General features: G+C 56.5%; 16 protein-coding genes, 1 other RNA gene and 1 pseudogene. 10 read left to right on the top strand and 8 right to left on the bottom strand.

Translation table 11 applies throughout. The features are described from left to right. Nucleotide 1 precedes the first annotated feature (1 nt). On the bottom strand, nt 2–898 hold the full coding sequence (locus H7A79_RS05870) for a CNP1-like family protein (RefSeq protein WP_343060897.1): 897 nt from the start codon (nt 896–898) through the stop codon (nt 2–4). A 72-nt stretch (nt 899–970) separates the two neighbouring features. On the opposite strand from H7A79_RS05870, the gene gyrA reads away from it, so the two are divergent. Further along, nucleotides 971–3,757 (top strand): DNA gyrase subunit A, encoded by a 2,787-nt coding sequence (gene gyrA, locus H7A79_RS05865; protein ID WP_187001347.1) that lies wholly within the window; start codon nt 971–973, stop codon nt 3,755–3,757. Between the two features lie 359 nt (nt 3,758–4,116). Here gyrA and H7A79_RS05860 read toward each other — a convergent pair whose 3' ends face one another. Beyond that, the gene (locus H7A79_RS05860) at nt 4,117–5,046 is read right to left on the bottom strand and encodes an NAD(P)H-hydrate dehydratase (RefSeq protein WP_187001346.1); all 930 of its coding nucleotides are present in this window, start codon (nt 5,044–5,046) and stop codon (nt 4,117–4,119) included. 111 nt (nt 5,047–5,157) lie between these two features. Here H7A79_RS05860 and H7A79_RS05855 point away from each other — a divergent pair, with 111 nt between their 5' ends. Continuing rightward, nucleotides 5,158–5,826, top strand: a complete 669-nt coding sequence (locus H7A79_RS05855; protein WP_187001345.1) for a cytochrome b/b6 domain-containing protein — start codon at nt 5,158–5,160, stop codon at nt 5,824–5,826. Between the two features lie 133 nt (nt 5,827–5,959). Here H7A79_RS05855 and H7A79_RS05850 read toward each other — a convergent pair whose 3' ends face one another. Then, nucleotides 5,960–6,295 carry a hypothetical protein gene (locus tag H7A79_RS05850; protein ID WP_187001344.1) on the bottom strand — a complete coding sequence of 112 codons (336 nt, stop codon included), beginning with the start codon at nt 6,293–6,295 and terminating at the stop codon, nt 5,960–5,962. Nucleotides 6,296–6,325: 30 nt separating this feature from the next. On the opposite strand from H7A79_RS05850, the gene H7A79_RS05845 reads away from it, so the two are divergent. The 3 genes and pseudogenes from H7A79_RS05845 to H7A79_RS05835 all read left to right on the top strand — a co-directional run bounded on the left by H7A79_RS05845 (nt 6,326) and on the right by H7A79_RS05835 (nt 9,128). Then, nucleotides 6,326–7,036 (top strand): putative quinol monooxygenase, encoded by a 711-nt coding sequence (locus tag H7A79_RS05845; RefSeq protein WP_187001343.1) that lies wholly within the window; start codon nt 6,326–6,328, stop codon nt 7,034–7,036. Between the two features lie 220 nt (nt 7,037–7,256). Further along, the gene (locus tag H7A79_RS05840; RefSeq protein ID WP_187001342.1) at nt 7,257–8,204 is read left to right on the top strand and encodes an aldo/keto reductase; all 948 of its coding nucleotides are present in this window, start codon (nt 7,257–7,259) and stop codon (nt 8,202–8,204) included. A gap of 274 nt (nt 8,205–8,478) precedes the next feature. Next, nucleotides 8,479–9,128, top strand: a pseudogene (locus H7A79_RS05835) (SDR family NAD(P)-dependent oxidoreductase). Nucleotides 9,129–9,439: 311 nt separating this feature from the next. Here the strand turns inward: H7A79_RS05835 and H7A79_RS05830 are convergent. Then, the gene (locus H7A79_RS05830; RefSeq protein ID WP_187001341.1) at nt 9,440–13,267 is read right to left on the bottom strand and encodes a DUF3683 domain-containing protein; all 3,828 of its coding nucleotides are present in this window, start codon (nt 13,265–13,267) and stop codon (nt 9,440–9,442) included. A gap of 264 nt (nt 13,268–13,531) precedes the next feature. On the opposite strand from H7A79_RS05830, the gene ffs reads away from it, so the two are divergent. Together ffs and hpnC are read left to right on the top strand one after the other, a co-directional pair. After that, an RNA gene (ffs, locus tag H7A79_RS05825) (signal recognition particle sRNA small type) lies at nt 13,532–13,628 on the top strand. A gap of 163 nt (nt 13,629–13,791) precedes the next feature. Beyond that, nucleotides 13,792–14,607, top strand: a complete 816-nt coding sequence (gene hpnC / locus H7A79_RS05820) for a squalene synthase HpnC (protein ID WP_187001636.1) — start codon at nt 13,792–13,794, stop codon at nt 14,605–14,607. 598 nt (nt 14,608–15,205) lie between these two features. Here the strand turns inward: hpnC and H7A79_RS05815 are convergent. Next, nucleotides 15,206–15,955, bottom strand: a complete 750-nt coding sequence (locus H7A79_RS05815) for a nitroreductase family protein (RefSeq protein WP_187001340.1) — start codon at nt 15,953–15,955, stop codon at nt 15,206–15,208. 198 nt (nt 15,956–16,153) lie between these two features. Between H7A79_RS05815 and H7A79_RS05810 the strand changes: the two genes are divergently transcribed. Further along, the gene (locus tag H7A79_RS05810; protein WP_135035751.1) at nt 16,154–16,378 is read left to right on the top strand and encodes an HP1242/YdcH family protein; all 225 of its coding nucleotides are present in this window, start codon (nt 16,154–16,156) and stop codon (nt 16,376–16,378) included. A 465-nt stretch (nt 16,379–16,843) separates the two neighbouring features. On the opposite strand, the gene efp is transcribed toward H7A79_RS05810, so the two are convergent. From efp to H7A79_RS05795, 3 genes are all read right to left on the bottom strand, one after another. Beyond that, a complete protein-coding gene (gene efp, locus H7A79_RS05805; protein WP_085366796.1) occupies nt 16,844–17,404 on the bottom strand; it encodes an elongation factor P in 561 nt (186 codons plus the stop codon). Nucleotides 17,405–17,446: 42 nt separating this feature from the next. Next, complete coding sequence (gene earP, locus H7A79_RS05800) at nt 17,447–18,634, bottom strand: elongation factor P maturation arginine rhamnosyltransferase EarP (RefSeq protein WP_187001635.1); 1,188 nt, start codon at nt 18,632–18,634, stop codon at nt 17,447–17,449. A 385-nt stretch (nt 18,635–19,019) separates the two neighbouring features. Further along, complete coding sequence (locus H7A79_RS05795) at nt 19,020–20,444, bottom strand: leucyl aminopeptidase (RefSeq protein WP_187001634.1); 1,425 nt, start codon at nt 20,442–20,444, stop codon at nt 19,020–19,022. A 170-nt stretch (nt 20,445–20,614) separates the two neighbouring features. Between H7A79_RS05795 and lptF the strand changes: the two genes are divergently transcribed. Both lptF and lptG read left to right on the top strand, forming a co-directional pair. Then, nucleotides 20,615–21,727 carry an LPS export ABC transporter permease LptF gene (lptF, locus tag H7A79_RS05790; RefSeq protein WP_135035754.1) on the top strand — a complete coding sequence of 371 codons (1,113 nt, stop codon included), beginning with the start codon at nt 20,615–20,617 and terminating at the stop codon, nt 21,725–21,727. Then, nucleotides 21,724–22,794, top strand: coding sequence for an LPS export ABC transporter permease LptG (lptG, locus tag H7A79_RS05785; RefSeq protein ID WP_187001339.1), 1,071 nt, complete (start codon nt 21,724–21,726; stop codon nt 22,792–22,794). The genes lptF and lptG overlap by 4 nt, the downstream gene beginning before the upstream one ends. The last annotated feature ends 1 nt before the right edge of the window (nt 22,795 follow it).

The raw sequence follows: 22,795 nt of genomic DNA, 5'->3' as shown, positions 1-22,795 counted from the left end.
GTTATTTGTTGCGGTTGGTCAGGGAAGGATGATGTTTGCCCGCCCGTTCGATAACCCGCTGCTGTAGAGCCGGCCCGCCGCTCGGGGTGCCGTCTTCGCAGAACGCGCGGAACAGCGGGCCGCGTATGGGGTCGGCACCGCTGAGAATCGAGCCTATGTTTTTCCAGCTGCCTTTACTCGGGGCAATCCAGCGTTGGTTGACCGGATCGCCGTAGCCGAATACTTTATAAGCCGAGCGTTTGTTCTCGCCGCCGAAAGAAGAGGACGCGCAGTAAATGCCTTCGGCGGTGAGGTTGTCGTGCCCCTGCTTCGACTGCACGTTTAAAACATAACGCACCGTGCCGTCCGGCGCGCGGCTGATGCTCTCGAGCAGGATTTTCGGCCGCTTGTCGAAAGCGTTGCCGGCATCAATATCAAACCAGCCGCCGTTTTTTGTGTCGGGAAAGGCAGGCAGGGCGACATCGGCTTCTTTAAATTCCCGCGCCGATTTTTCGGCTTCGCTTTCCTGGTAGCGGGTGTTTTCGAAGGTGTCTTTATCGCTGTGCGGGGCAGCAGAAACCTGCAGGGCGGCTGCGGCCAGCGCAAGCATCAGAATCGGGCGCATAAAAGCTCTCCGTGAGTTGGAAACAGCGGTCATTGTAAGGCGGCGGGCAGGCGGGCGCAACGGCGCACGGCGGCGGGCATTTGTTACACAGCCCGGCATAGGTTTGCCGGTTGCAGAGGCTGCGGTAAAACGTAAAACGTAGGGAACCACATGGTCTGCCGTACTGTCTTTGCCCGGCTGCGTTGTGTTCCATATGGTTTTACGGTTTGCAAAGGCCGTCTGAAAGCGGCATGCAGGGCATCTCTGAGGCAGGGCGGGTTTTTCAGACGGCTGCGGCGGCTCGGTATCGAACATTGCGGATACGCCAATGCAGGCGCGTTTTATGCTAAAATGGCGCGAATTTTCTATAGAAACCGCTATCCCGTTATGACCGACGCCACCATCCGCAACGACCATCATTTCGCCAAAGAAACCCTCCCCGTCAGCCTTGAAGAAGAAATGCGCCGCAGCTATCTCGATTACGCCATGAGCGTGATTGTGGGGCGCGCGCTGCCCGATGTGCGCGACGGCCTGAAACCCGTGCACCGCCGCGTGCTGTATGCCATGCACGAATTGAAAAACAATTGGAACAGTGCATATAAAAAATCTGCCCGCATTGTCGGCGACGTTATCGGTAAATACCACCCGCACGGCGATTCGGCGGTGTACGACACCATCGTGCGCATGGCGCAGGATTTTTCGATGCGCTATGTGTTGGTAGACGGCCAGGGCAACTTCGGCTCTGTCGATGGCGATGGCGCGGCGGCCATGCGCTACACCGAAATCCGCATGGCAAAAATCGCCCACGAAATGCTGGCCGACATCGAAGAGGAAACCGTTAATTTCGGCCCCAACTACGATGGCAGCGAAAGTGAACCGCTGGTGCTGCCCACCCGTTTTCCCGCTTTGCTGGTAAACGGCTCCTCGGGTATCGCCGTGGGCATGGCCACCAATATTCCGCCGCACAACCTGCCCGACACCATCGATGCCTGCCTGAAATTGCTGGCCGACCCGCAAACCGGTATAGACGAATTAATCGATATCATCAAAGCCCCCGATTTCCCCACCGGTGCCACCATCTACGGCTTGGGCGGGGTGCGCGAGGGTTATAAAACCGGCCGCGGCCGCGTGGTGATGCGCGGTAAAACCCATATCGAGCCTATCGGCAAAAACGGCGAGCGTGAAGCCATTATCATCGATGAAATCCCCTATCAGGTAAACAAAGCCAAGCTGGTGGAAAAAATCGGCGAGCTGGTGCGCGACAAAGTGTTAGAAGGCATTTCCGATCTGCGCGATGAATCCGACAAATCGGGTATGCGCGTGGTGATCGAACTGAAGCGCAACGAAAATGCCGAAGTGGTTTTAAACCAACTGTATAAATTAACCCAACTGCAAGACAGTTTCGGCATCAATATGGTGGCTTTGGTAGACGGCCAGCCGCGCCTTCTTAATCTGAAACAGATTTTGAGCGAATTTCTGCGCCACCGCCGCGAAGTCGTTACCCGCCGCACCCTGTTCCGCCTGAAAAAGGCGCGCCACGAAGGCCATATCGCCGAAGGCAAGGCGGTGGCCTTGTCGAATATTGATGAGATGATTCAGCTTATCAAAGAATCCGCCGATGCCCCCGAAGCCAAAGAAAAACTGCTCTCGCGCCCGTGGCAGTCGGGTTTGGTGGGCGAAATGCTGGCGCGCACCGATTTGGATATGCAGATGGCGCGCCCCGAAGGCCTGCCAGCAGGTTTGGGTTTGCAGGCGGGCGGCTATTTTCTCAGCGACATTCAGGCCGATGCTATTTTGCGCATGAGCCTGCGCAACCTCACCGGCCTCGATCAAGACACCATCGTGGCCGACTACAAAACCATCATGGGGCAGATTATTGATTTTCTGGATATTTTGGCCAAGCCCGAGCGCATCACCGCCATCATTGGTGAAGAACTGGAAGAAATCAAAACCAACTTCGGCGATGGGCGCCGCAGTGAAATCAACCCGTTTGGCGGCGATATTGCCGATGAAGATTTGATTCCGCCGCGAGAAATGGTGGTAACGCTCACCCACGGCGGCTACATCAAAACCCAGCCCACCACCGATTATCAGGCGCAGCGGCGCGGCGGGCGCGGCAAACAGGCTGCCGCCACCAAAGACGAAGACTTTATCGAAACCCTGTTTGTCGCCAACACCCATGATTATCTGATGTGCTTTACCAACTTCGGCAAGTGTCACTGGATTAAGGTGTACAAACTGCCCGAAGGCGGGCGTAACAGCCGAGGCCGCCCGATTAACAACGTGATTCAGCTTGACGAAGGCGAAAAGGTCAGCGCCATTATGGCCGTGCGCGAGTTCCCCGAAGACGAATACGTTTTCTTCGCCACCGCGCAGGGTATGGTGAAAAAAGTGCAGCTTTCCGCGTTTAAAAACGTGCGCACGCAAGGCATCAAGGCCATTGCCCTCAAAGACGGCGATTCGCTGGTGGGGGTGGCGAAAACCTCCGGCACCAGCGATATTATGCTGTTTTCCAATCTCGGCAAAGCCATCCGCTTTAACGAATATTACGAACGCAGCGGCGAAGCCGATGATTTGGAAAACGAAGATTCAGACGGCCTTGATATGGAAGCCGAAACCGAACACGATGAAACGGACGGTGCCGATGCGCCCGTATTGAAAGGCAACGGCGTACGCCCGTCCGGTCGGGGCAGCGGCGGTTTGCGCGGTATGCGCCTGCCTGAAGGCGGCCGCATCGTCAGCCTGCTGGTTTCCCCGCCCGACCATACCGAACAGCAGGTGCTCACCGCCACGCAAAACGGCTACGGCAAACGCACGCCGATTGCAGACTACAGCCGCAAAGGCAAAGGCGGGCAGGGTATCATCGCCATCGACACCGGCGAGCGCAACGGAGAATTGGTAGCCGCCACGCTGGTAAACGAAAGCGATGATTTGATGCTGATTACCAGCGGCGGCGTGTTAATCCGCACCAAAGTGGCGCAAATCCGCGAAACCGGCCGTGCTGCCCAAGGCGTGCGCCTGATCAATCTCGATGAGGGAGAAATGCTGGTGAGCCTCGAGCGGATTGCCGAGCCGGAAGAAGACGAAATGCTTGAAGAAGGCGGCGGAGAACACGGCGAAAGCGCCGAAGCCGAATCTGCCGGGGACATTGCCGGTGATGACAGGCGGGGATAACCGTTTAAACACCAGCCGTGATTGAGGCCGTCTGAACATAGGTTTTCAGACGGCCTTTCCGATGGTTGTGCCAACCCACTTTAAAATAACGGCAGCGTCAGTCCGCCTGCTTAAAGAAAGCAGTTTGGTAAGCCGCCCCAACAGCAACGGAACCGGTTGTGTATGGCACTGTCTGCCGGAGTTGCCTTAAACCCGCATTAAACCGAATCATCGTGAAACCCTTTCATTTCGACTATGGCATTGTTGCACTTTAGCCTAAAGAGAAAGATACCATCGGCCGCCCAAGCGGCAACAGAGCCGGCTTTATACTGTCTGCCATTGTCTGCGGCTTGTTGCCTTATATCAAAAATAAAGCCGATTCATGGTAGCAGGGTTTCGCGGGCTTGGCTCTCAGGGTGCAGGTTGGCGGTGATGCGGTTGCGCAGCCAGCGGGCGGCGGGGGCGATCTCGCCGGAGAGCATACCGGTTTCGCCGGTTTCGGAATCTTTCAATACATCGGCGGCGGCACCATGCAGCCACACGCCGCCGCAAATGGCTTGTTCGGGGCTGATGCTTTGCGCCAGCAGGCTGCCGATGATGCCGCTCAACACATCGCCGCTGCCTGCCGCCGCCAGGCCGGGGTTACCGCTGCGGTTGGTGTGGAGCAAGCTGCCGTTTGGGGCGCATATCGATGTGTGGCGGCCTTTGAGCACGGTGTAAGCGTTAAACCGGCGGCTGATGCACTCGGCTGCCTGTCCGCGGTCTGCCTGCACATCAGCGGTAGATATGCCCAGCAGGCGGGCGGCTTCTGCGGGGTGGGGCGTGAGAATAACATTGCCGCGCCTGCCTGCCTGTGCCGCTGCTTCCGGGTGGCGCGCCAGCAGAGTAAGGGCATCGGCATCCAGCAGCAGCGGTTCGTTTCCACAACGCTGCAATTGAGTGCGCAGCAAGGATGCGGCTTCGCTACACAACCCCAAGCCGCAGCCGAACACCCAGGCACTGATGTCGTCGCGCTGCTGTAACACAGGCGCGGTGGCGAGCATAATTTCGGGGCGTTCGGGAACAACAGGCAGGGGCAGGGTGTTTTGGTTGAAGCCCGCCCACACTTTGCCGCAGCCGCTGTAGATGGCGGCTGTGGCGGCCAAAATCACGGCACCGCTCATGCCCGCCGCGCCGCCGACAACCGCCAGCGTGCCGTGTGTGCCTTTGTGGCTGTCGGCCGCGCGCGGCGTGAAAAGCTGCGGAAACTGCAAAGCGGCCTCCAACTGGGCGGCAAAACGTTTACTTTGGTAAGGGCTTGAAAACATCATGATTCTTGCGTGCAAATCCATTACAATCATAAAAAATTTCAGACGACAGGCTCTTTGCCGGCAGGCCGTCTGAAAACGGCACAAACCATCATATAAGAACGAAAGCAGATTATGAAGCAAAAACTGAAAGTTTGGGATTTGCCCACGCGGATTTTCCATTGGACGCTGGCGGCCGCCACCGCCTTTATGTGGTACAGCGCCGAAACGGGCGGCAACCTTTTGACATGGCATTTGCGGGTGGGGCTGTTGATATTGGCGCTGGTTGTGTTCCGCATCTGCTGGGGGCTGTGGGGCAGCGACACAGCACGCTTTGCCAACTTTGTGCGCGGGCCGGGGCAGATTGCACGCTATCTCAAAGGCGGAATCAGCGAAAACGAACAACCCGGCCACAACCCGTTGGGCGCGCTGATGGTGTTGGCCCTGCTGGCGGCGGTGCTGTTTCAGGTGGCAACGGGTTTGTTTGCCAACGATGAAAACACATTCACCAACAGCGGCTATCTCAACGGCTGGGCAGGCGACGGCTTGGGCAGCACGCTGCGCACCGTGCACGTTACCTTTTTCAATGCGTTATTGGGCTTAATCTGCATACACGTTGCCACCATTTTTATTTATAAATTTCTAAAAAAGCATGATCTGATCAAACCCATGATCACCGGCTATAAATTTATCGAAGGCAAGCTGCCTGCATTAGCATTTGCCGGCAGCGGCAAACTGGCAACGGCTTTGGCTGTTGCGGCTGCCGTTGCGGCGGCGGTGTGGTTTGCCGGCACTGCCGGTTAGAGCCGGAGTGTAGAGGTATTGGAAAGAATGTAAAAATGCCCCTTTTCATGGGGCGCAATATAAGGCCGTCTGAAAGTTTTTGAAATTAAGTGCTTTCAGATGGCCTTGGTGCTTCCAATCAAGCGTTCCGATTTCAGACGGCTTTGATGCTTTCAGCCGGTGCTCCTTGTTTCAGACAGCCTTGCACTCGGGCAGGCATCTGTTTTTTCAGACGGCTTGCCGCTTTCATTCTGTCTGTGTTTGACGCTGTTCGGGCAGCTTTCCCGTTTTCAGACGGCCTTTGCACTGCTTGGGCGGCATCAGCCTGGTAGCATGTGCGTAGGGAAGCGCTATGGCGTGTCCGTTTGACTGCCGCTGCGGCATTGCGGTGCCTCCGTCCCAAAAGAAGGGCTTGACCGCCGCCCGTGAGGCAACTGATGCGGCTCGGTGCGCCATGCCGCCTGCCGCCGAAAACAAATGTCTTCACCATACCAATATATCCGCAATCAGGAGATGAAAAATGAACAAAAAAAGCGCGTTGCTATTGGCTTTGGCGGCGGGCTTGTCCGCCCAAGCCGCGCCGGTTTTCAATGCCTTTGAGCTGGGCGTGCAAAGCGGCCGAACCGCGCAATACGATGCGGTGGGCGAAAACAATATCCGCACTTCAATCCAAACCGAAAAAGGCACGCTGGCGATGTATTCGGTGAAGCAGAAAGCCGATCCGGATATGGCGTATATGTTTGAAATTTATGCCGATGAAGCGGCGTATCAGACACACGCCCAATCGCCGCAATACCGCGCCTTTCTCGCTGCCTCCCCGAAAATCCTCACCGACCACAAACAGCGCATTGCCTTACCCCCCGTTTTTCTGGGCGACAAGAAAATCAGGCCGTCTGAAACAAGCCGCATCAATCTGGAGAGGGTGGAAGTGAAACCGCAACACAGCCGGGCATTCGCCCGCGCCGTTACCGCTGAAATGGTGCAATCGTTGAAAGCGGAAAAGGGCGTGCTGGCGATGTATGCCGCAACGGAGCAGGATAATCCCAACAAATGGCTGTTTTTTGAAATCTACGCCGATGATGCCGCCTACGAAACGCACCGCCAAACGCCCCATTTTCAACATTATCTGAAGCAGACCGCAGCCATGATTGCCGACAGGCAGACCATCGACATCACCCCCGCCTATCTGGGCAATCAGGGCGGGCTGCTTTTTCATGCACCCGAGCCGTAACCGTGGCGGGCGGGAGCCGATATTCCGCCGCATGGTTTGCCGCCCGTATGACGCGTCCGTGTCTGCACAAACCGAAAACACTGCACGGGCGGAGCGGCAACAGCGCACGCCAAACGGCGCATCAGCAGGCGCCGGGGCGGAGTGCCGCATTATCCCGTGCAGAACACCCGTCAAACCGAAGGGCTTTCGGCTTAAATGATTGATAAGAAGGAGCATTAATATGCAGAAATTACCGAAAACCGCACTGGGCACCTGGTCGTGGGGCACAAGTTTTGCCGGCGGCGATGCTGTGTTCGGCAACAACTTAACCGAAGCGCAGATAAAAGAAGTGTTCGACACCGCCATGCTGGAAGGGCTGAACCTGTGGGACACCGCCGCCGTGTACGGCATGGGCAGCTCTGAAACCGAGCTGGGCAAACTGGTGCGCAAATATCCGCAAGGCAGCGTGCTGTTATCGACCAAATTCACCCCGCAAACCGCCGATGAATCCGCTGCCGACCCCGTGGCTGCCATGCTCGAAGGCAGCCTGCAACGCCTGGGCGCAGATGCTGTCGATATTTACTGGATTCACAACGCCCATGACGTAGAACGTTGGACGCCGATGCTGGTTCCGCTGCTGCAAAGCGGCAAAGTGAAAGCCGTGGGCGTTTCCAACCACAATCTTGCGCAAATCAAGCGGGCGAATGAAATTTTGGGCGGCGCGGGCTTCAAGGTCGAAGCCGTGCAGAACCACTACAGCCTGCTTTACCGCGAATCCGAAAAGGCGGGCATTCTCGATTACTGCAAAGCAAACGGCATCACCTTTTTTGCCTATATGGTGTTGGAGCAGGGCGCGTTAAGCGGAAAATACAATCCGCAAAACCCCTTGCCGCAAGGCAGCCAACGCGCCGAAACCTACAACAAAATGCTGCCGCAGCTGCAAAAACTCACCGATGCGATGGCCGAAATCGGCGCGGCGCAAAATGCGGGCGCAGCACAGGTGGCCGTGGCTTGGGCGGTTGCCAAAGGCACGCTGCCCATTATCGGCGCCACCAAAACCCGCCACGTAACCGATGCCGCCAAAGCCGCGCGATTGGTGCTTTCGGCCGATGACATTGCCCGGCTGGAAAAGCTGGCAGACGAAACCGGCGCGGACACACGCGGCGAGTGGGAAAACCCGATGGCCTGAGCCGTGCAGCGGTTGGGAAGAGCAGGTTTGGCACCTTTGGTTTCCGTTAGCACATTGCGGCTTGGTTTGCCGTTATCCGGAGCGGTCGGAAATCATAAACTGCATCAAGGCAGCGGAGTGCATAACCGATGCAGACCATTCGACATCTAATTGATATCAACCACCCCATTTGTCAGGAAAAACAATGAAACTACAAAACAAAGTCGCCTTAATACCGGCGGAGGCTCCGGCATAGGCCGGCATCGCCGGCTATTTTGCACAAAACGGTGCGCATGTGGTGATTGTCGGCCGCAGCGAACACACCTTGCAGGAAAGCGCAGGCCGCCACGCCAATATCGGCTACATTGTCGGCGATGTGTCAAACTCGGCAGACATAGCCCGCATTCTTGCCGATATTCAAGCGAAGTTCGGCAGGCTGGATATTGTGGTGAACAATGCCGGCATCGCACCTGTTACCCCATTGAAAATATCCGTCTCGAAGATTTCGACCGCACATTCGACTTAAACGTCCGCGCCGTGATAGACGTAACATCGCAAGCGCTTCCGCTGCTTAAAGCAAGCCGTGGCAATGTGGTGAACATCACATCTGGCCTGGTCGATAACCCGATGCCGGCAAACTCTGTCTATACCGCCAGCAAAGCAGCGGTTTTAAGCCCGGCCCGCACTTGGGCGAAAGAACCCGCCCCGTTGGGGATACGCGTAAACAGCGTTGCCGCAGGCGCAACCAAAACCCCGCTTTACGACAAATTGGGCTTAAGTGCGCAAGAGGCCAAAGATTATGAGGCAGCCGTTGAGCAAACTGTGCCCCCGGGGCGTTTTGCCGAGCCTGATGAAATTGCACCGGTTGTGGGGTTTGTTGCCTCGGAAGAGGCCGCTTACGTTACCGGCTCGCATTATGGCGTAGACGGGGGATTCGGCATTTAATCTGCCCGAGCATCGGCGGCAAAAAGCCCGCCGCAACGCGGTTGAGCCGTCTGAAAAGGTTTGAACATTTTCAGACGGCTTCGGGCAAAAGGCGTAAAGGCCGTCTGAAAAAACAATGAGGGCATTTCAAAAAACAGCCGATGGAGCCTTTTGACCGCACCGGCAACCCTGCACCAAACCAATCCGCCGAAGAAAACAGGCCGCGCCTTAACAGCCGAGCCGCAGTTTTCAGACGGCATCGGGCAAAATATGCAAAGGCCGTCTGAAAGTGTTTTCAGACGGCCTGTTGTTTTGCCGGCAGGCAGCAGGGTTTACAGCCGCACTTTTTCTATGCCGCCGTTAATGGCTTTGGCGACAAATTCATTCTGCCAGTTATCGCCGAGAATATGCTTGGCCATTTCCACCACGATATAGTCGGCCGGCAGTTGGTTGTCGTCGCGGTAACGGCTCAGCCCCTGCAGGCAGGCGGGGCAGGAGGTAAGCATTTTCACCGGCTCTCCCTGCGGCAGTTGCGCCAGGTTTTTTTCGATTTCTTCCTGCTTGCGGAATTTTACCTGGGTGGCGATGTCGGGGCGTTTCACGGCAAACATGCCGCTCTCGCCGCAGCAGCGGTCGCTCAAAACTACTTTTTTGCCCATCAGCCCGCTTGCTGTTTGGGCGGCGTTCATGGTTTTGATCGGGCTGTGGCAGGGATCGTGGTAGAGATACTGCCGGCCGGATATACCGTTGAGTTTGATGCCTTTTTCGAGCAGAAATTCATGGATATCGATAATGCGGCAGCCGGGGAAGATGTCTTCGAAGCGGTATTGCTCGAGCTGGTCGTAGCAGGTGCCGCAGCTGACGATTACGGTTTTGATGTCGAGATAGTTCAAGGTGTTGGCCAAACGGTGGAACAATACGCGGTTTTCGGTGGTCATCTGTTGGGCTTTGGCTTGATCGCCGCCTGCATCTTGCGGATAGCCGCAGCAGAGATAGCCGGGCGGCAGCACGGTTTGCACGCCGGCGTGCCACAGCATCGCTTGGGCAGCCAGCCCCACTTGGCTGAACAGCCGCTCGGAGCCGCAGCCGGGAAAGTAGAACACGGCTTCGGCATCTTCGCCGGTTTGCGGGTTGCGGATAATCGGCACGGTTTTGGCATCTTCGATGCCCAGCAGCGCGCGGGCGGTTTTAATCGGCACGTTGCGCGGCAGCGGGCGGTTGATAAAGTGCACAATCTGCTCTTTTAGCGGGGTTTTGCCGGTGGTGGCTTTGGGGGCGGTTTTCTGCCTGCCTGCGCCGATGCGGAATTTTTTACCCCAGCGGTAGCCCGCGTTTTGCAGGGCAAAGCCGGCTTCGACCACGCTTTTGCGCAAAATGTGGATGGTGCGCGGGTCGGTGGCGTTGAGAAAGGCCATGCCTGCGGCCACGGCGGGGTTGGATTGGCGTTTGCCGGATTTGCGCAGGTAATTGCGCACGGCTACGGTAACATCGCCGAAATCGATATTGACCGGGCAGGGTTTGGCGCAGCGGTGGCAGACGGTGCAGTGGTCGCCCACATCGCCCAATTCGTCAAAATGCCTGACCGACACGCCTCTGCGGGTTTGTTCTTCATATAAGAATGCTTCGGTGAGCAGGCCGGCGGCGAGAATTTTGTTGCGCGGGCTGTAGAGCAGGTTGGCGCGCGGAACATGGGTGCTGCACACGGGCTTGCATTTGCCGCAGCGCAAACAGTCTTTCACCGCCTCGGCAATCCCGCCCAGGTCGGACTGCTCCATAATCAGCGATTCTGCGCCCAGCAAGGCAAACGAGGGGGTGTAGGCGTTGCGCAGATCGGATCCTTTCATCAGCTTGCGGCGGTTGAAGCGGCCTTGCGGATCGATTTTGGCTTTGTAATCCCAAAAGGGCTGCATTTCTTCATCGGTGAGAAATTCGAGCTTGGTGATGCCGATGCCGTGCTCGCCGGAAATCACGCCGCCCAGGCTGCGGGCAATGGCCATGATGCGCTCCACGGCTTGATGGGCCGTCTGAAGCATTTCATAGTCGTCTGAATTCACGGGGATATTGGTGTGCACATTGCCGTCGCCTGCGTGCATATGCAGCGCAACAAACACGCGCGAGCGCACCACTTTGGTGTGGATTCTTGCCAGCCCCTGCATGATTTTGGTGTCGGTTTGGCCGCTGAAGATTTCAGAGAGGGGCTTCATCACATCGGCTTTAACCGACACGCGCAAGCGGAAATCGCGAAAGGCAATGAAACTGCTTTCGCTGTCGTTTGCTTCGGCTGCGGCATGCACGGCGGCTCCGTAGCGTTGTTTGTAGTCGGCCAGCGGTGCATCGAGATTGGCCAGCAGCCACTGCCAGCGTTGCTGCACGGCCGCAACGTGTGCGAGCGCATGGTCGGCGCGCCCGCCCAGCAACTCGCTTTTGGGCAGGCCGGTGCCCATCTGTTCCACCGGCAGGCTGCCGCGCAGATACTGAATCAGGGCTTCACACAGGGCGAGTTTGTTTTTAATCGACAATTCGATATTGATGCGTTCGATGCCGTCTGAATACTCGCCCAGCCGCTCCAGCGGAATCACCACGTCTTCGTTGATTTTGAAGGCGTTGGTATGTTTGGCAATGGCGGCGGTGCGGCTGCGGTCGAGCCAGAAAGTTTTGCGCGCTTCGGGGGTAACGGCAATAAAGCCTTCGCCATTGCGCGCCTGCGCGAGTTTCACGATGTGCTCGGCCGCTCCGCTTAAGGCTGCTTCGTCATTACTGACGATGTCGGCAATCAGCACCATTTTCGGGCGGCCTTTACCCGCTGCTTTGGCGGCGTAGCCGACCGCGCGCACATAACGCCAGTCGAGATGCTCCAAACCGGCCAGTTTGACGCTGCCGTGGCCGAGCAGGTAGTCGCGGATTTCCACGATGGAAGGCGTGGCGTTGGCAACGGTGCCGAAAAATTCCAAACAGACGGTGCGGATATGCCCGGGCATGGTGTGCAGCACGAAAGCGCAGCCGGTGATGATGCCGTCTGTGCCTTCTTTCTGCACGCCGGGCAGGCCGCTTAAGAATTTGTCGGTAACGTCTTTGCCCAGGCCGGTTTTGCGGAACCGGCAGCCGGGGATTTCCAAACGCTCGGTTTTGGCAATACTAAGGCCGTCTGAAGCGAGCGTGTGTATGTTGAACACGGCGGTGTCTTCATCGTGGATTTTGCCGAAGTTGTGGCGAACCCGCTCGATTTTCAGCCATTCGCCCTGCGGATTGACCATTTTCCACCAGGCAAGATTGTCCAGCGCGGTGCCCCACAATACCGCTTTTTTGCCGCCGGCGTTCATGGCCACGTTGCCGCCCACGCAGGAGGCATCGGCCGAGGTGGGGTCGACCGCAAACACGAGCCCGGCAGCGGCGGCGGCTTCTTCCACCCGCCGCGTAACCACGCCGGCGCCGCAGCAGATAACCGGATGGGTGCCCTCCAAACCGGGCAGTTCCACATATTGCACGCCGTTGTGCCGGTCGAGCTTTTCGGTGTTGATGACCGCGCTCATGGCATCGAGCGGCACTGCGCCGCCGGTGTAACCGGTGCCGCCGCCGCGCGGGATGATGGTTAGATCCAACTCAATCAGGGCGCGCACCAGCGGCGCGATTTCGCTTTCGCTGTCGGGGTTAACCACCACAAACGGGTATTCCACACGCCAGTCGGTGGCATCGGTAACGTGGCTCACGCGGGCGAGGCCGTCAAACATGATGTTGTGCCTGCGGGTGATTTTGCCCAAACGCGCCAGAATCTGCCTGCGTTTGCGGCGGGTGGCTTCAAAGCTTTCGTCAAACCGCCTAACCGCTGCCTCGGCCGAAAGCAGCAGTTCGGCCACTTGGCTGTTGTTGTCGCGCCGCTTGCGGATTTCGCCCAGGCGGTGGTGCATTTCCTGCACCAGTGCGGCCAGGCGGGCGGGGTGTTCGATTAAATCATCGATGAGATAAGGATTGCGCTCCACCGCCCAAATGTCGCCCAGCACTTCAAACAGCATACGCGCCGACCGCCCCGTTTTGCGCCGGCTGCGCAATGCCTGCAATACGTTCCAAGCATTTTCGCCCAACAGGCGGATAATGATTTCTCGGTCGGAATAAGATGTGTAGTTATAGGGGATTTCGCGGATGCGCGGTTGGGCGGCGGTCATGGTGTGCGGTTCCGATAGGGTTGTGTGGGCAGGTTTTTATTTTTCAGACGGCCTTCAATCCGGATTAAGCCGTCTGAAAGCATCACATCAGGAAAATCAATTTAATGTAGTTTATGCCTTTTTTCAATGGAAAAATATGGGCATACAATATGCAGGCCGTTCATGCAGGCAAAGGGTTTGCCGGCAAAGCTGCCGCTTTGGCCGGAAACAGGCGCAATTAACGCTTGGTATGCGCGCGCAAAGCAGATATAATGCCTACCTTACGGCGGGTCTCCCCGCATGGTAATTCGGAACAACGGGTCAGGGGCGGAAGCCAGCAGCCCACTCTGATGCGCCAGTGCCGGGGGTCGGGCTCGCCGCCCTGATTTGAAAAACACCGATGGCCGGCTCATCGGTGTTTTTGTTTCGCTGCTTGCAGGAATATGCTGTTTCCCGTTGTTCAGACGGCTGTTGTTCAGACGGCTGTTGTTCAGACGGCCTTCAAGCCTTTTTCCCTTTATCAAAAAATTTGCCGGAAAACCCGTATGTCGGTAAACCATTATGAAAATTTCCCTGTCGGCTCGATAGTGCTGCCGCGCCGTTTGCGCAAGCCCACCCACGCCGTTTACGCCTTTGCCCGCACCGCCGATGATATTGCCGATGAGGGCGCCGCAACTGATGCGGAACGCTTGCAGGCCTTGGCCGGTTTGCGCGGAGAGCTCGATAGAATAGCCCGGGGTGAAGTGCCGCAAACCAAACTGATGCAGCGTTTGCAGGCCGAAGCGCTGCAACCGTTCGGCCTGCCCCTGCAGCCGTTTTACGACCTGCTTTGCGCATTCGGGCAGGATGTGCAGCAAAAGCGTTACCAGCATTTCGGCGGGCTGGTAGATTATTGCCGCCGTTCGGCCAACCCGGTGGGGCGCATCATGCTGCATCTCTACGGCGAACACGATGCCTTGAGCCTTGCGCAGAGTGACGGCATCTGCACCGCGTTGCAATTGATTAATTTTTGGCAGGATGTGGCCGTAGATTGGCAGAAAGGGCGCGTGTATATCCCGCAGAGCGATTTGCAGAAATTCGGTGTGAGCGAGGCGCAGATTGCCGAGGGCAGGGCAGATTCTGCTTTTCAGCGGCTGATGGCCTATGAATGCGGGCGCGCCCATAAAATGCTCAAAGCCGGCTCGCCTCTGGCCCAAACGCTCAAAGGCCGCATGGGGTTGGAGTTGCGCATGATTGTTTTGGGCGCGCAGCAGATTCTGCACAAGCTCGAAGCCGGCCGCTACGATGTGTTCAACCACCGCCCCGTGCTGGAGGCAAAAGATTGGTGGGTGGTGGTGAAGCGGGCGGTGTTGAAGAAATAATCGAAGGAGGCGCAAGGTGGTTGCCTTTACAATCCGTTCAAGCCGTCTGAAATGTTTAACCGCTGTTATTCCCGTTTAGGCCGTCTGAAACACTCAATCACCGCCATTACCGTTCAGGCCGTCTGAAATGTTCAACCGCTGTTATTTCGGTACGGGCGGTAATCCGGGCGGATTTTACCGGTTGTTGCCATCCGGTAGCTGCCGGCTGCGGCAGCCAACCCGCTATTGATGGTGGGTGCGTTCATTTTCGGTGAAAAGCAGCAAGCCGCAAACATAGGGATAATGCGGAACTGGTTCTGTTGCTGCTTTGGCGGCTGACACAACCGCCGTCTTGAGCCAAGGTGCAGCAATGCGGCAGCAGGGCCGGCGGGTTTGCGGCAATATTAGGGTTTCCGCTCCGGTACGGGCGGCGTTGGGATGTGGCACGCGATATAGTTTTGAATTGTGCGGAGGGAGCGCAGCGGACCGGCGAAGCTGATGACGATAGCAGATACTTTCAGACGGCCTGAATGAATGTAGTAAAGATCTCAGGCCGTCTGAAAGTATCTGCCCGCCGCCGTGGGTTTGGCATGGTGTTTGTGATTCTGAGGCAGGGGCATTATCTGCCCGGTGCGGTTTGGGTCAGCCAGCCTAGCTTTTTCAGCAGGAAAAGGTTTTCGGGGGCATAGCTGCTGCTGTAATGGCGGGCGAATTTTTCGCGGTAGGGAAATTTTTCGCGCGCTTCGCCGAAAGCGGTCATGGTGCGCTCGTATTGCTCGAGGCCGTCTGAAAGGGTTTGCTCTTCGGGATAGCGGTTTTCGGCGTAAACGGTGTTTTCGGGCAGGCGCGGTTTGAGCGGCATTTCGGTGTCGGGTGTGCCGATGCAGAGTCCGAAAACGGGAAAGGTGTGCGGGGGCAGCCCCAATAATGCAACCAGCTCGGCGGCGGTGCTGCGGATGCCGCCGGTGTAGCAGGTGGCGTAGCCCAGGCTTTCGGCGGCCGTTGCGGCGTTTTGGGCGGCCAGCGCGGTGTCGGTAACGGCGGTTATCAGGCTGTCGGGATCGCCGGCGGCACTGAACGTGCCGTGATAGGCGCGGCTGCACAAACCGGCACGGTGCAGGTCGGCCACAAAAACCAGATAGGTGCTGCATGTGCCGATTTGCGGGTTGGCCGGTTGCAGGGCGGTAATCTGCGCGCGCAATTCGGGCGCGGTGATGTTGATGATGGTGTAGTGTTGGCCGTTCATCCACGAAGGGGCCCGGCGGGCGCAGTCGATGATGGTTTGCAGGTGTTCGGACGGCATGGTGAGGCCGGCTTTGAAACGGCGGCAGGTGCGGTGCCCGAGCAGGGTGTCAACGGTAGGATTCATGGCGGTTTCCTGTGTGGGGGAGTGGGGGATTGTATGCGCGGCTGCCGGGAAAATCTACTATGGCGGGGTTGCGGCAGGGCGGGGTGCAATCGGAGAATGGGCTGGATTAGCAAGGCTGCTTTGTTATAGAATGTAATGGAACTCAGGTAAGCAAGAAATTGCTTGTTTTTTTAATTGGTATGTTAAGAGGAAAACGAAATGTTCCCGGAATATCGCGATTTGATTTCTAAATTAAAACAAGAAGATGCCCACTTCGCCCGCTTGTTTGACGAGCATAACGCGCTGGACGACAAAATCACCGGTCTGACCAACAACCCCGTTACCGAAGGTTTGCAGGAAATCGAAGAGTTGAAAAAGCAGAAGCTGCATCTGAAAGACCAGCTGTATGCGATTTTGTTGAAAGCCGATAAAGCCGGAAAATAAACCATTATCGATCGGAGCCGTCTGAAAAACCAAACCGACTCCGAGTTTCGGATAAGTTTATCGTCAGGCGGATAAAGCAGGTCGGATTCTGTATGGGCAGGGTTCGGCCTGTTTCATTTCGTATTGGCTTTGTTGCGGTTGGAATAGCAAAGCAACGGAATGGGTTCTGTGCCGCTTTGCCCGGTGCCGAAAATAAGGCGGATTCACTATAGGGGGCTGCGTTTATTTGGGGATATGGTGTTTGATCCGCCCATGCGCGCAGATACACGATACACCCGGCATTACGGCAGCTTCTTGGTTTGTGCTGCCGGGGCGGCAATAAACGGTTTCGGTTTGGAGGGCATTGGAGGGTGTTTGAATCTGATTATGAAAAACTGCCCCAGCCGGCGAAATGGCCGGGGCGGTTTTATGTTTTCAGACGGCCTTGTATCTAGGCCTTATTTCGAACGGTGTTGAATTCGGGCATCAGGCGCGCTTGCGGAATTCGCCGGTGCGGGTGTCGATTTCCACTTTGTCGCCGTTTTCAACGTAGGCCATCACTTGGATTTCGGTGCCGCCGACCAAACGGGCGGTTTTCATCACTTTGCCCGAGGTGTCGCCTTTAACGGCAGGCTCCGTGTATTCTACTTCGCGTACGATGATGGTGGGCAGCTCCACGGAAATCGGATTGCCTTCGTAGAAGGTTACCTCGCACACGTCTTCCATGCCGTCCACAATGAATTTCAGCGCATCGCCGATGTTTTCGGCTTCCACTTCGTATTGGTTGAACTCTTCGTCCATAAAAACATACATGGGGTCGGCAAAATAGCTGTATGTGCAGTTTTTGCGCGCCAACACGACAACATCGAATTTGTCGTCAGCTTTATAGATGGTTTCGGTGGCGGCGCCGGTGAGCAGGTTTTTCAGCTTCATGCTCACTTTGGCCGAAGAGCGGCCGCCTTTGATATATTCGGTTTTTTGCACCACCATCGGGTCGTTGCCGACCATAAATACGTTGCCGGCACGCAGTTCTTGTGCGGTTTTCATCATGTTTCCAATCAATATCGGGTGAAAATAAAACGCACTATTTTAGCGGCGTTGCTTGAATTTGGCTAGTTTTTCTATGGCACTGGGCTGTGAAAACAGGTGTTTTTGCCAATCCGACACGCTTTTGCGCCAGTTTGCGTGGCGGCTTTGCAGGGTCTGCCAGGCAGCCAGGCGTTGTGCGGCGGTGAGCACGGTGGCGCCGTTGAGTTCGTCCGACAATATTCGGTGGGCGTTGCGGACGGCCGCGGGGTAGCAGGCATAGGTTTGGTTCCAAAAGGCGTGCAGTTTTTCGATATGCGTTGCTTCTTCTTGCGGATAGATGTGCCAGAAAAAGGGTTTGGCGGCAAATTGGGCGCGCACAAAGCTGTCTTCCCCGCGCACAATCAGGCCGTCTGAAAGATGCAGCAGGCGGTCGAAATCGTGTTGCGGCACGAAAGGAATGCGGATTAGGGTTACGCAGGCCGTCTGAAACATGTCGCCCGCCTGTTGCAGGGCATGGTGCGGAATGGCGGCGGAGGTTTTGAGACTGTCGGCAATCTGCCCGCCGGAGAGCAGCAGGGTGATGGGTTGGCCGCTTTGCCGCCACATCTCCAGCCATTGGGCCCAAACGGGGCTTTCGTAGCCGAACAGCAGCCATTCGGGGGCAGTTTTTTCGGGCAGCAGCAGGCGGGCGCGCCATTGGGCGGTGTTGAAACGGCTGCGTTCGGTGTAATCCTGTTCGCGCAGCAGGCCGCCGCTTTTTTCGCTGAAGCCCATAAACCAGAAATATTTTTGCAGGCCGTTTGGTTGCGGAGAGGGTAGGGCGTGCAGACGTTCGTTGCTGGTTTCAGCACTCAGGTATTCCCAATTCAGCCACAGCGGCCGGTTGGCGGCTATTGCGGCGATGGCATTCGGCGGCAGGTTGCAGGCGAAGGTTTCGATAACGGTGTCGGGCGGCGGGGCGGATTCCAAGCCTGCTGCGCGGTCGGAATTCCACAGGCGGATATGGATATTTTGATACACGCAGGGCGGGGCGGGCAAATCGGGGCAGAGCACGCGCAGGGCTTGGGGGTTGTCTGTCCATAAATGCACCTGCCGGCCGAGTTCGCGGTTGAGCATCTGCGCGAGCCGCCACGATACGCCGATGTCGCCGAAATTGTCGATAACGGTGCAGAAAAGCCAGCAAACCGGCGGGGATTCGGTTGGGGTTTGCGGCGCAAGGTGCGGCCGGCTGCGGTGTTCGGAGGGCATCATCGGTTTCCATATATTCGGAGTGCGGGATTATCGCTTCGGGGCGGATTGTCAAGAAAAATATTTTCTTTATCCACATTAATAGTTACCGCATTGACAAGCGTGCCGATTAATGGGCCTGACACCGGTTGGATATGTTTATCTATTTGATAAATAATATATTTTTATTCAGGCTTAATTTTTGTGCAACCCTGTGCGGGGCTTGATTCTGCGGGAAAAACACGGCGATTCTACAAACTTTCCACACAGTTATCCACAGCTTTTGTGAGTAAGATTTAAAGGCTTGATTTGGATTGGGTTTATATTTTCGTCATGTGGAAAGGCCGTCTGAAAACGGAAGCTTCGTTTTGTTTTCAGACGGCCGATGGTTTTAAAAAAACCGCGTTTATTTTATTTGGCGCAGATAGTGCAGCAACAGCGGCACGGGGCGGCCGGTGGCGCCTTTTTCTTTGCCCGATTTCCATGCGGTGCCGGCGATATCGAGATGCGCCCACGGGTAGTTTTCGGTGAAGTAAGATAAAAATGTGCCTGCCGTGATGGTGCCTGCGCCCGGGCTGCCGATGTTGGGCAGATCGGCAAAATTGGATTTGAGCTGCTCTTTATAGGAATCGAAAAGCGGCAACTGCCAGGCTTGATCGCCGCTTTCGCGCGAGGCGGCCAGCAGGCTGTCGGCCAGCTCTTGATTGTTGGCCATCAGGCCGCTGACCTCGTGGCCCAGCGCAACGATGCAGGCGCCGGTGAGGGTGGCAACGTCAATCACGGCTTTGGGTTTGAGCTGCTCTGCGTAGGTTAAGGCATCGCACAGAATCAGACGGCCTTCCGCATCGGTGTTGAGCACTTCGATGGTGAGGCCTTTCATGCTCTTTACAATATCGCCCGGCTTGTTGGCGTGGCCGGAGGGCATGTTTTCGCAAGTGGGGATAAGCGCGGTCAGATTGACGGGCAGCTTGAGTTTGACGGCGGCGCAGAAGGTGCCGATAACGCCGGCCGCGCCGCACATATCGTATTTCATTTCGTCCATATTCAGGCCGGGTTTGAGCGAAATGCCGCCCGAGTCGAATGTGATGCCTTTGCCTACCAGCACCACAGGCGCCGCTTTTTTATCTGCCGCACCGAAATAGGAAAGTTCGATGAAATAGGGTTTCTGTTTGCTGCCTTTGGCCACCGACCAAAAAGCCCCCATATGTTTTTTGATATAGCTTTTATCGAACACTTTCACCGTGGCACCGAGCTTTTCGGCCTGTTTTTTTGCTGTTTCGGCGAGATATTCGGGCGTACATTCGTTGGGCGCGGCATTGCCGAGGTCTTTGCACAGCGACATGCCGTAAACCAGGGCATCGGCTGTTTTAAGCGCATCTTTTACGGCCCGGCCGTGTTCGGGGCTGAAAAATACCGCTTCGGCCAGCCGGGCGGGTTGGGATTCTTTTTTGTAGCGCTCGAAGCGGTAAACCGCATTACCGAATGCGGTTGCGAACACTTCGGCAACCAAGGCGGCAGCTTCTTGGTTGAACGGGGCGAGGCAGATGTTTACCGATTCCTGCTTTTGCGCCCATGCGGCAGCTTCGGCGGCGGCCTTGGCTGCGGTTTCGCGCCCGGTATCCGGCAGGCACACCACCGCAACGGCTTTCAGACGGCCGTGTTCGGAAATTTTGGTTTCGGCGAAAGTTTGGCCTTTTTCTAAAGAGCCGCAGAGCAGGGCGGCGGTTTCGTTATCGCTGTTTTCGCTGCAGGGGCAGGCTTTTTCGCAGATATAAAGCAGGGCGCCGGCGGTGTCCGGCTGCAATTTTTCGGCTTTTGTGCTAAATTTCACGCTGACTCTCCTAGATGAGTGGTTATCCCTAAAGAATTTTTTCAGACGGCCCTGCCGATATCGACAGGCCGTCTGAAACATATCGGCCTGATTGTACTCCATCACTGGCATACCCGAAACCTCAGGAGGAACCTTAATCCGGCCATCTCTGCCATCCAAAGCGGCTATTTATGATTTATCAACGAAACTTTATCAAAGAACTCTCTTTCACCGCTGTGGGCATTTTTGTGGTGTTGCTGGCGGTGCTGGTGTCCACGCAGGCCGTCAACCTGCTGGGGCGTGCCGCAGACGGCCGCGTGGCGGTTGATGCAGTGGCCGCGCTGGTGGGCTTTTGGGTTGTCGGCATGACACCGCTCTTGCTGGTGCTCACCGCCTATATCAGCACGCTCACTGTGCTGACCCGTTATTGGCGCGACAGCGAAATGTCGGTTTGGCTCTCGTGCGGGCTGGCGCTGAGGCAGTGGATACGACCTGTGTTGCAGTTTGCCGTGCCGTTTGCCCTGCTGATTGCGGTGATGCAGCTTTTCGTGATGCCGTGGGCAGAGCTGCGCAGCCGCGAATACGCCGAAATCTTAAAACAGAAACAGGAGCTTTCATTGGTGGAGGCGGGCGAGTTCCGCACGCTGGGCAAGCGCAACGGGCGCGTGTATTTCGTGGAAACTTTCGACACCGGCCCGGGCATTATGAAAAACTTGTTTTTGCGCGAAACAGACGATAAAGGCAACGACAACATCGTTTTCGCCAAAGAAGGCACGTTTTCGCTGCAAGACAACAAGCGTACGCTCGAGTTGAGCAACGGCTACCGTTACAGCGGCACACCCGGCCGGGCCGATTACAGCCAAGTGTCGTTCGAGCATTTGAGCCTGATTATCAGCACGGTGCCGAAAATCGTTGATCCGGTTTCACACCGCCGCACTATTCCCACCGGGCAGCTTTTCGGCAGCAGCAATCCGCAATACAAGGCCGAGTTGATGTGGCGGCTGTCGCTGCCTGTGAGCGTATTGCTTCTGAGCATACTGGCCGTGCCGCTTTCTTATTTCAACCCGCGCACGGGGCACACTTATAATATCCTCATTGCCATCGGCATGTATTTGGTTTACCAAAACGGCCTTACCTTTTTGCGCAATGCGGTGGAAGGCGGCAAACTCAATTTCTGGCTCGGTATGCTGCCTATGCACATACTCATTGCCGCCGTTGCCGTTATCCTGCTGCGTGTGCGCAGTATGCCCGCACAGCCTTTTTGGCGCGCTGTAAAACTCAGCTTGAAAGGCGGTGCCAAATGAAGCTGATTACCCGCTACCTTATCCGCCAACTCAGCGTGATGACGGTTTACGCACTGCTGGCCTTTCTGGCACTTTACAGCTTTTTCGACATCATCAATGAAGCAGGCGATTTGGGCAAAGGCAGTTATAACGGCAGTAAAATGATGCAGTATGTGTTGATGCAGATGCCTGCCCACGCTTACGACCTGATGCCGCTGGCAGTATTGATAGGCGGGTTGGTTGCCTTGAGCCAGCTCGCTTCCGGCAGTGAAATCACGGTGATGAAAACCAGCGGCATGAGCACTCAAAAGCTGATTACCGTTTTGTTGCGCTTCGGCCTGATATTTGCCGTTGCCACCGCGGCTTTGGGCGAATGGCTCGCACCATCACTGAGCCAGCGTGCCGAAAACATGAAAGCCACCACCATCAGCGGCCGCATCAGCACAGGCGCGCAGGGTTTGTGGCTGAAAGAACAAAACAACATCATCAACGTGCGCGAAATGCTGCCCGACCACACCTTGCTGGGCGTGAAAGTGTGGCGGCACAATGAAGCCTTCCAACTGGCTGAAGCGGTGGAAGCAGAATCCGCCACACTCAATCCAAACAACAGCTGGCAGCTGCAAAACGTGCGCCGCAGCCTGCTTGACGGTGAAGCAGTGCGCACCGAAACACATGCCGAACAAAACTGGCCGCTCAAGCTGCAACGCGGCCTGCTGGAAGTGTTACTGGTAAAGCCGGAACAGATGTCGGTGTCGGAGCTCACCACCTATATAGGCCATCTGAAAAACAACCGGCAGCAGACCAAGCTCTACGAAATCGCTTGGTGGCGCAAACTGATGTATCCTGTTGCCGCACTGGTGATGGCTTTGGTGGCGCTGGCGTTTACCCCGCAACACACCCGCCGCGGCAATATGGGGCTGAAGCTGTTTGGCGGTATCTGTTTGGGGCTGGCGTTTCACTTCACCGGCCGGTTGTTCGGCTTTACCGGGCAGCTTTACGGCTTTCCGCCGCTAATCGCCGCTGCGCTGCCGACCGCGCTGTTTGCCGTTTTGGGCGTGTATCTGATACGCAGGCAGGAAAAACGCTGAA

This window comes from Neisseria musculi (assembly GCF_014297595.2).
Taxonomy (GTDB): domain Bacteria; phylum Pseudomonadota; class Gammaproteobacteria; order Burkholderiales; family Neisseriaceae; genus Neisseria; species Neisseria musculi.
Note: the sequence above shows the minus strand (reverse complement) of the source record. Positions and strands in the feature narration are given on the sequence as shown.

Coding starts and splice junctions, on each gene's coding strand:
- H7A79_RS05870 (WP_343060897.1), bottom strand. CDS start 898: ATGTTCGATACCGAGCCGCCGCAGCCGTCTGAAAAACCCGCCCTGCCT.
- gyrA (WP_187001347.1), top strand. CDS start 971: ATGACCGACGCCACCATCCGCAACGACCATCATTTCGCCAAAGAAACC.
- H7A79_RS05860 (WP_187001346.1), bottom strand. CDS start 5,046: ATGATGTTTTCAAGCCCTTACCAAAGTAAACGTTTTGCCGCCCAGTTG.
- H7A79_RS05855 (WP_187001345.1), top strand. CDS start 5,158: ATGAAGCAAAAACTGAAAGTTTGGGATTTGCCCACGCGGATTTTCCAT.
- H7A79_RS05850 (WP_187001344.1), bottom strand. CDS start 6,295: ATGGTGAAGACATTTGTTTTCGGCGGCAGGCGGCATGGCGCACCGAGC.
- H7A79_RS05845 (WP_187001343.1), top strand. CDS start 6,326: ATGAACAAAAAAAGCGCGTTGCTATTGGCTTTGGCGGCGGGCTTGTCC.
- H7A79_RS05840 (WP_187001342.1), top strand. CDS start 7,257: ATGCAGAAATTACCGAAAACCGCACTGGGCACCTGGTCGTGGGGCACA.
- H7A79_RS05830 (WP_187001341.1), bottom strand. CDS start 13,267: ATGACCGCCGCCCAACCGCGCATCCGCGAAATCCCCTATAACTACACA.
- hpnC (WP_187001636.1), top strand. CDS start 13,792: ATGTCGGTAAACCATTATGAAAATTTCCCTGTCGGCTCGATAGTGCTG.
- H7A79_RS05815 (WP_187001340.1), bottom strand. CDS start 15,955: ATGAATCCTACCGTTGACACCCTGCTCGGGCACCGCACCTGCCGCCGT.
- H7A79_RS05810 (WP_135035751.1), top strand. CDS start 16,154: ATGTTCCCGGAATATCGCGATTTGATTTCTAAATTAAAACAAGAAGAT.
- efp (WP_085366796.1), bottom strand. CDS start 17,404: ATGAAAACCGCACAAGAACTGCGTGCCGGCAACGTATTTATGGTCGGC.
- earP (WP_187001635.1), bottom strand. CDS start 18,634: ATGCCCTCCGAACACCGCAGCCGGCCGCACCTTGCGCCGCAAACCCCA.
- lptF (WP_135035754.1), top strand. CDS start 20,615: ATGATTTATCAACGAAACTTTATCAAAGAACTCTCTTTCACCGCTGTG.
- lptG (WP_187001339.1), top strand. CDS start 21,724: ATGAAGCTGATTACCCGCTACCTTATCCGCCAACTCAGCGTGATGACG.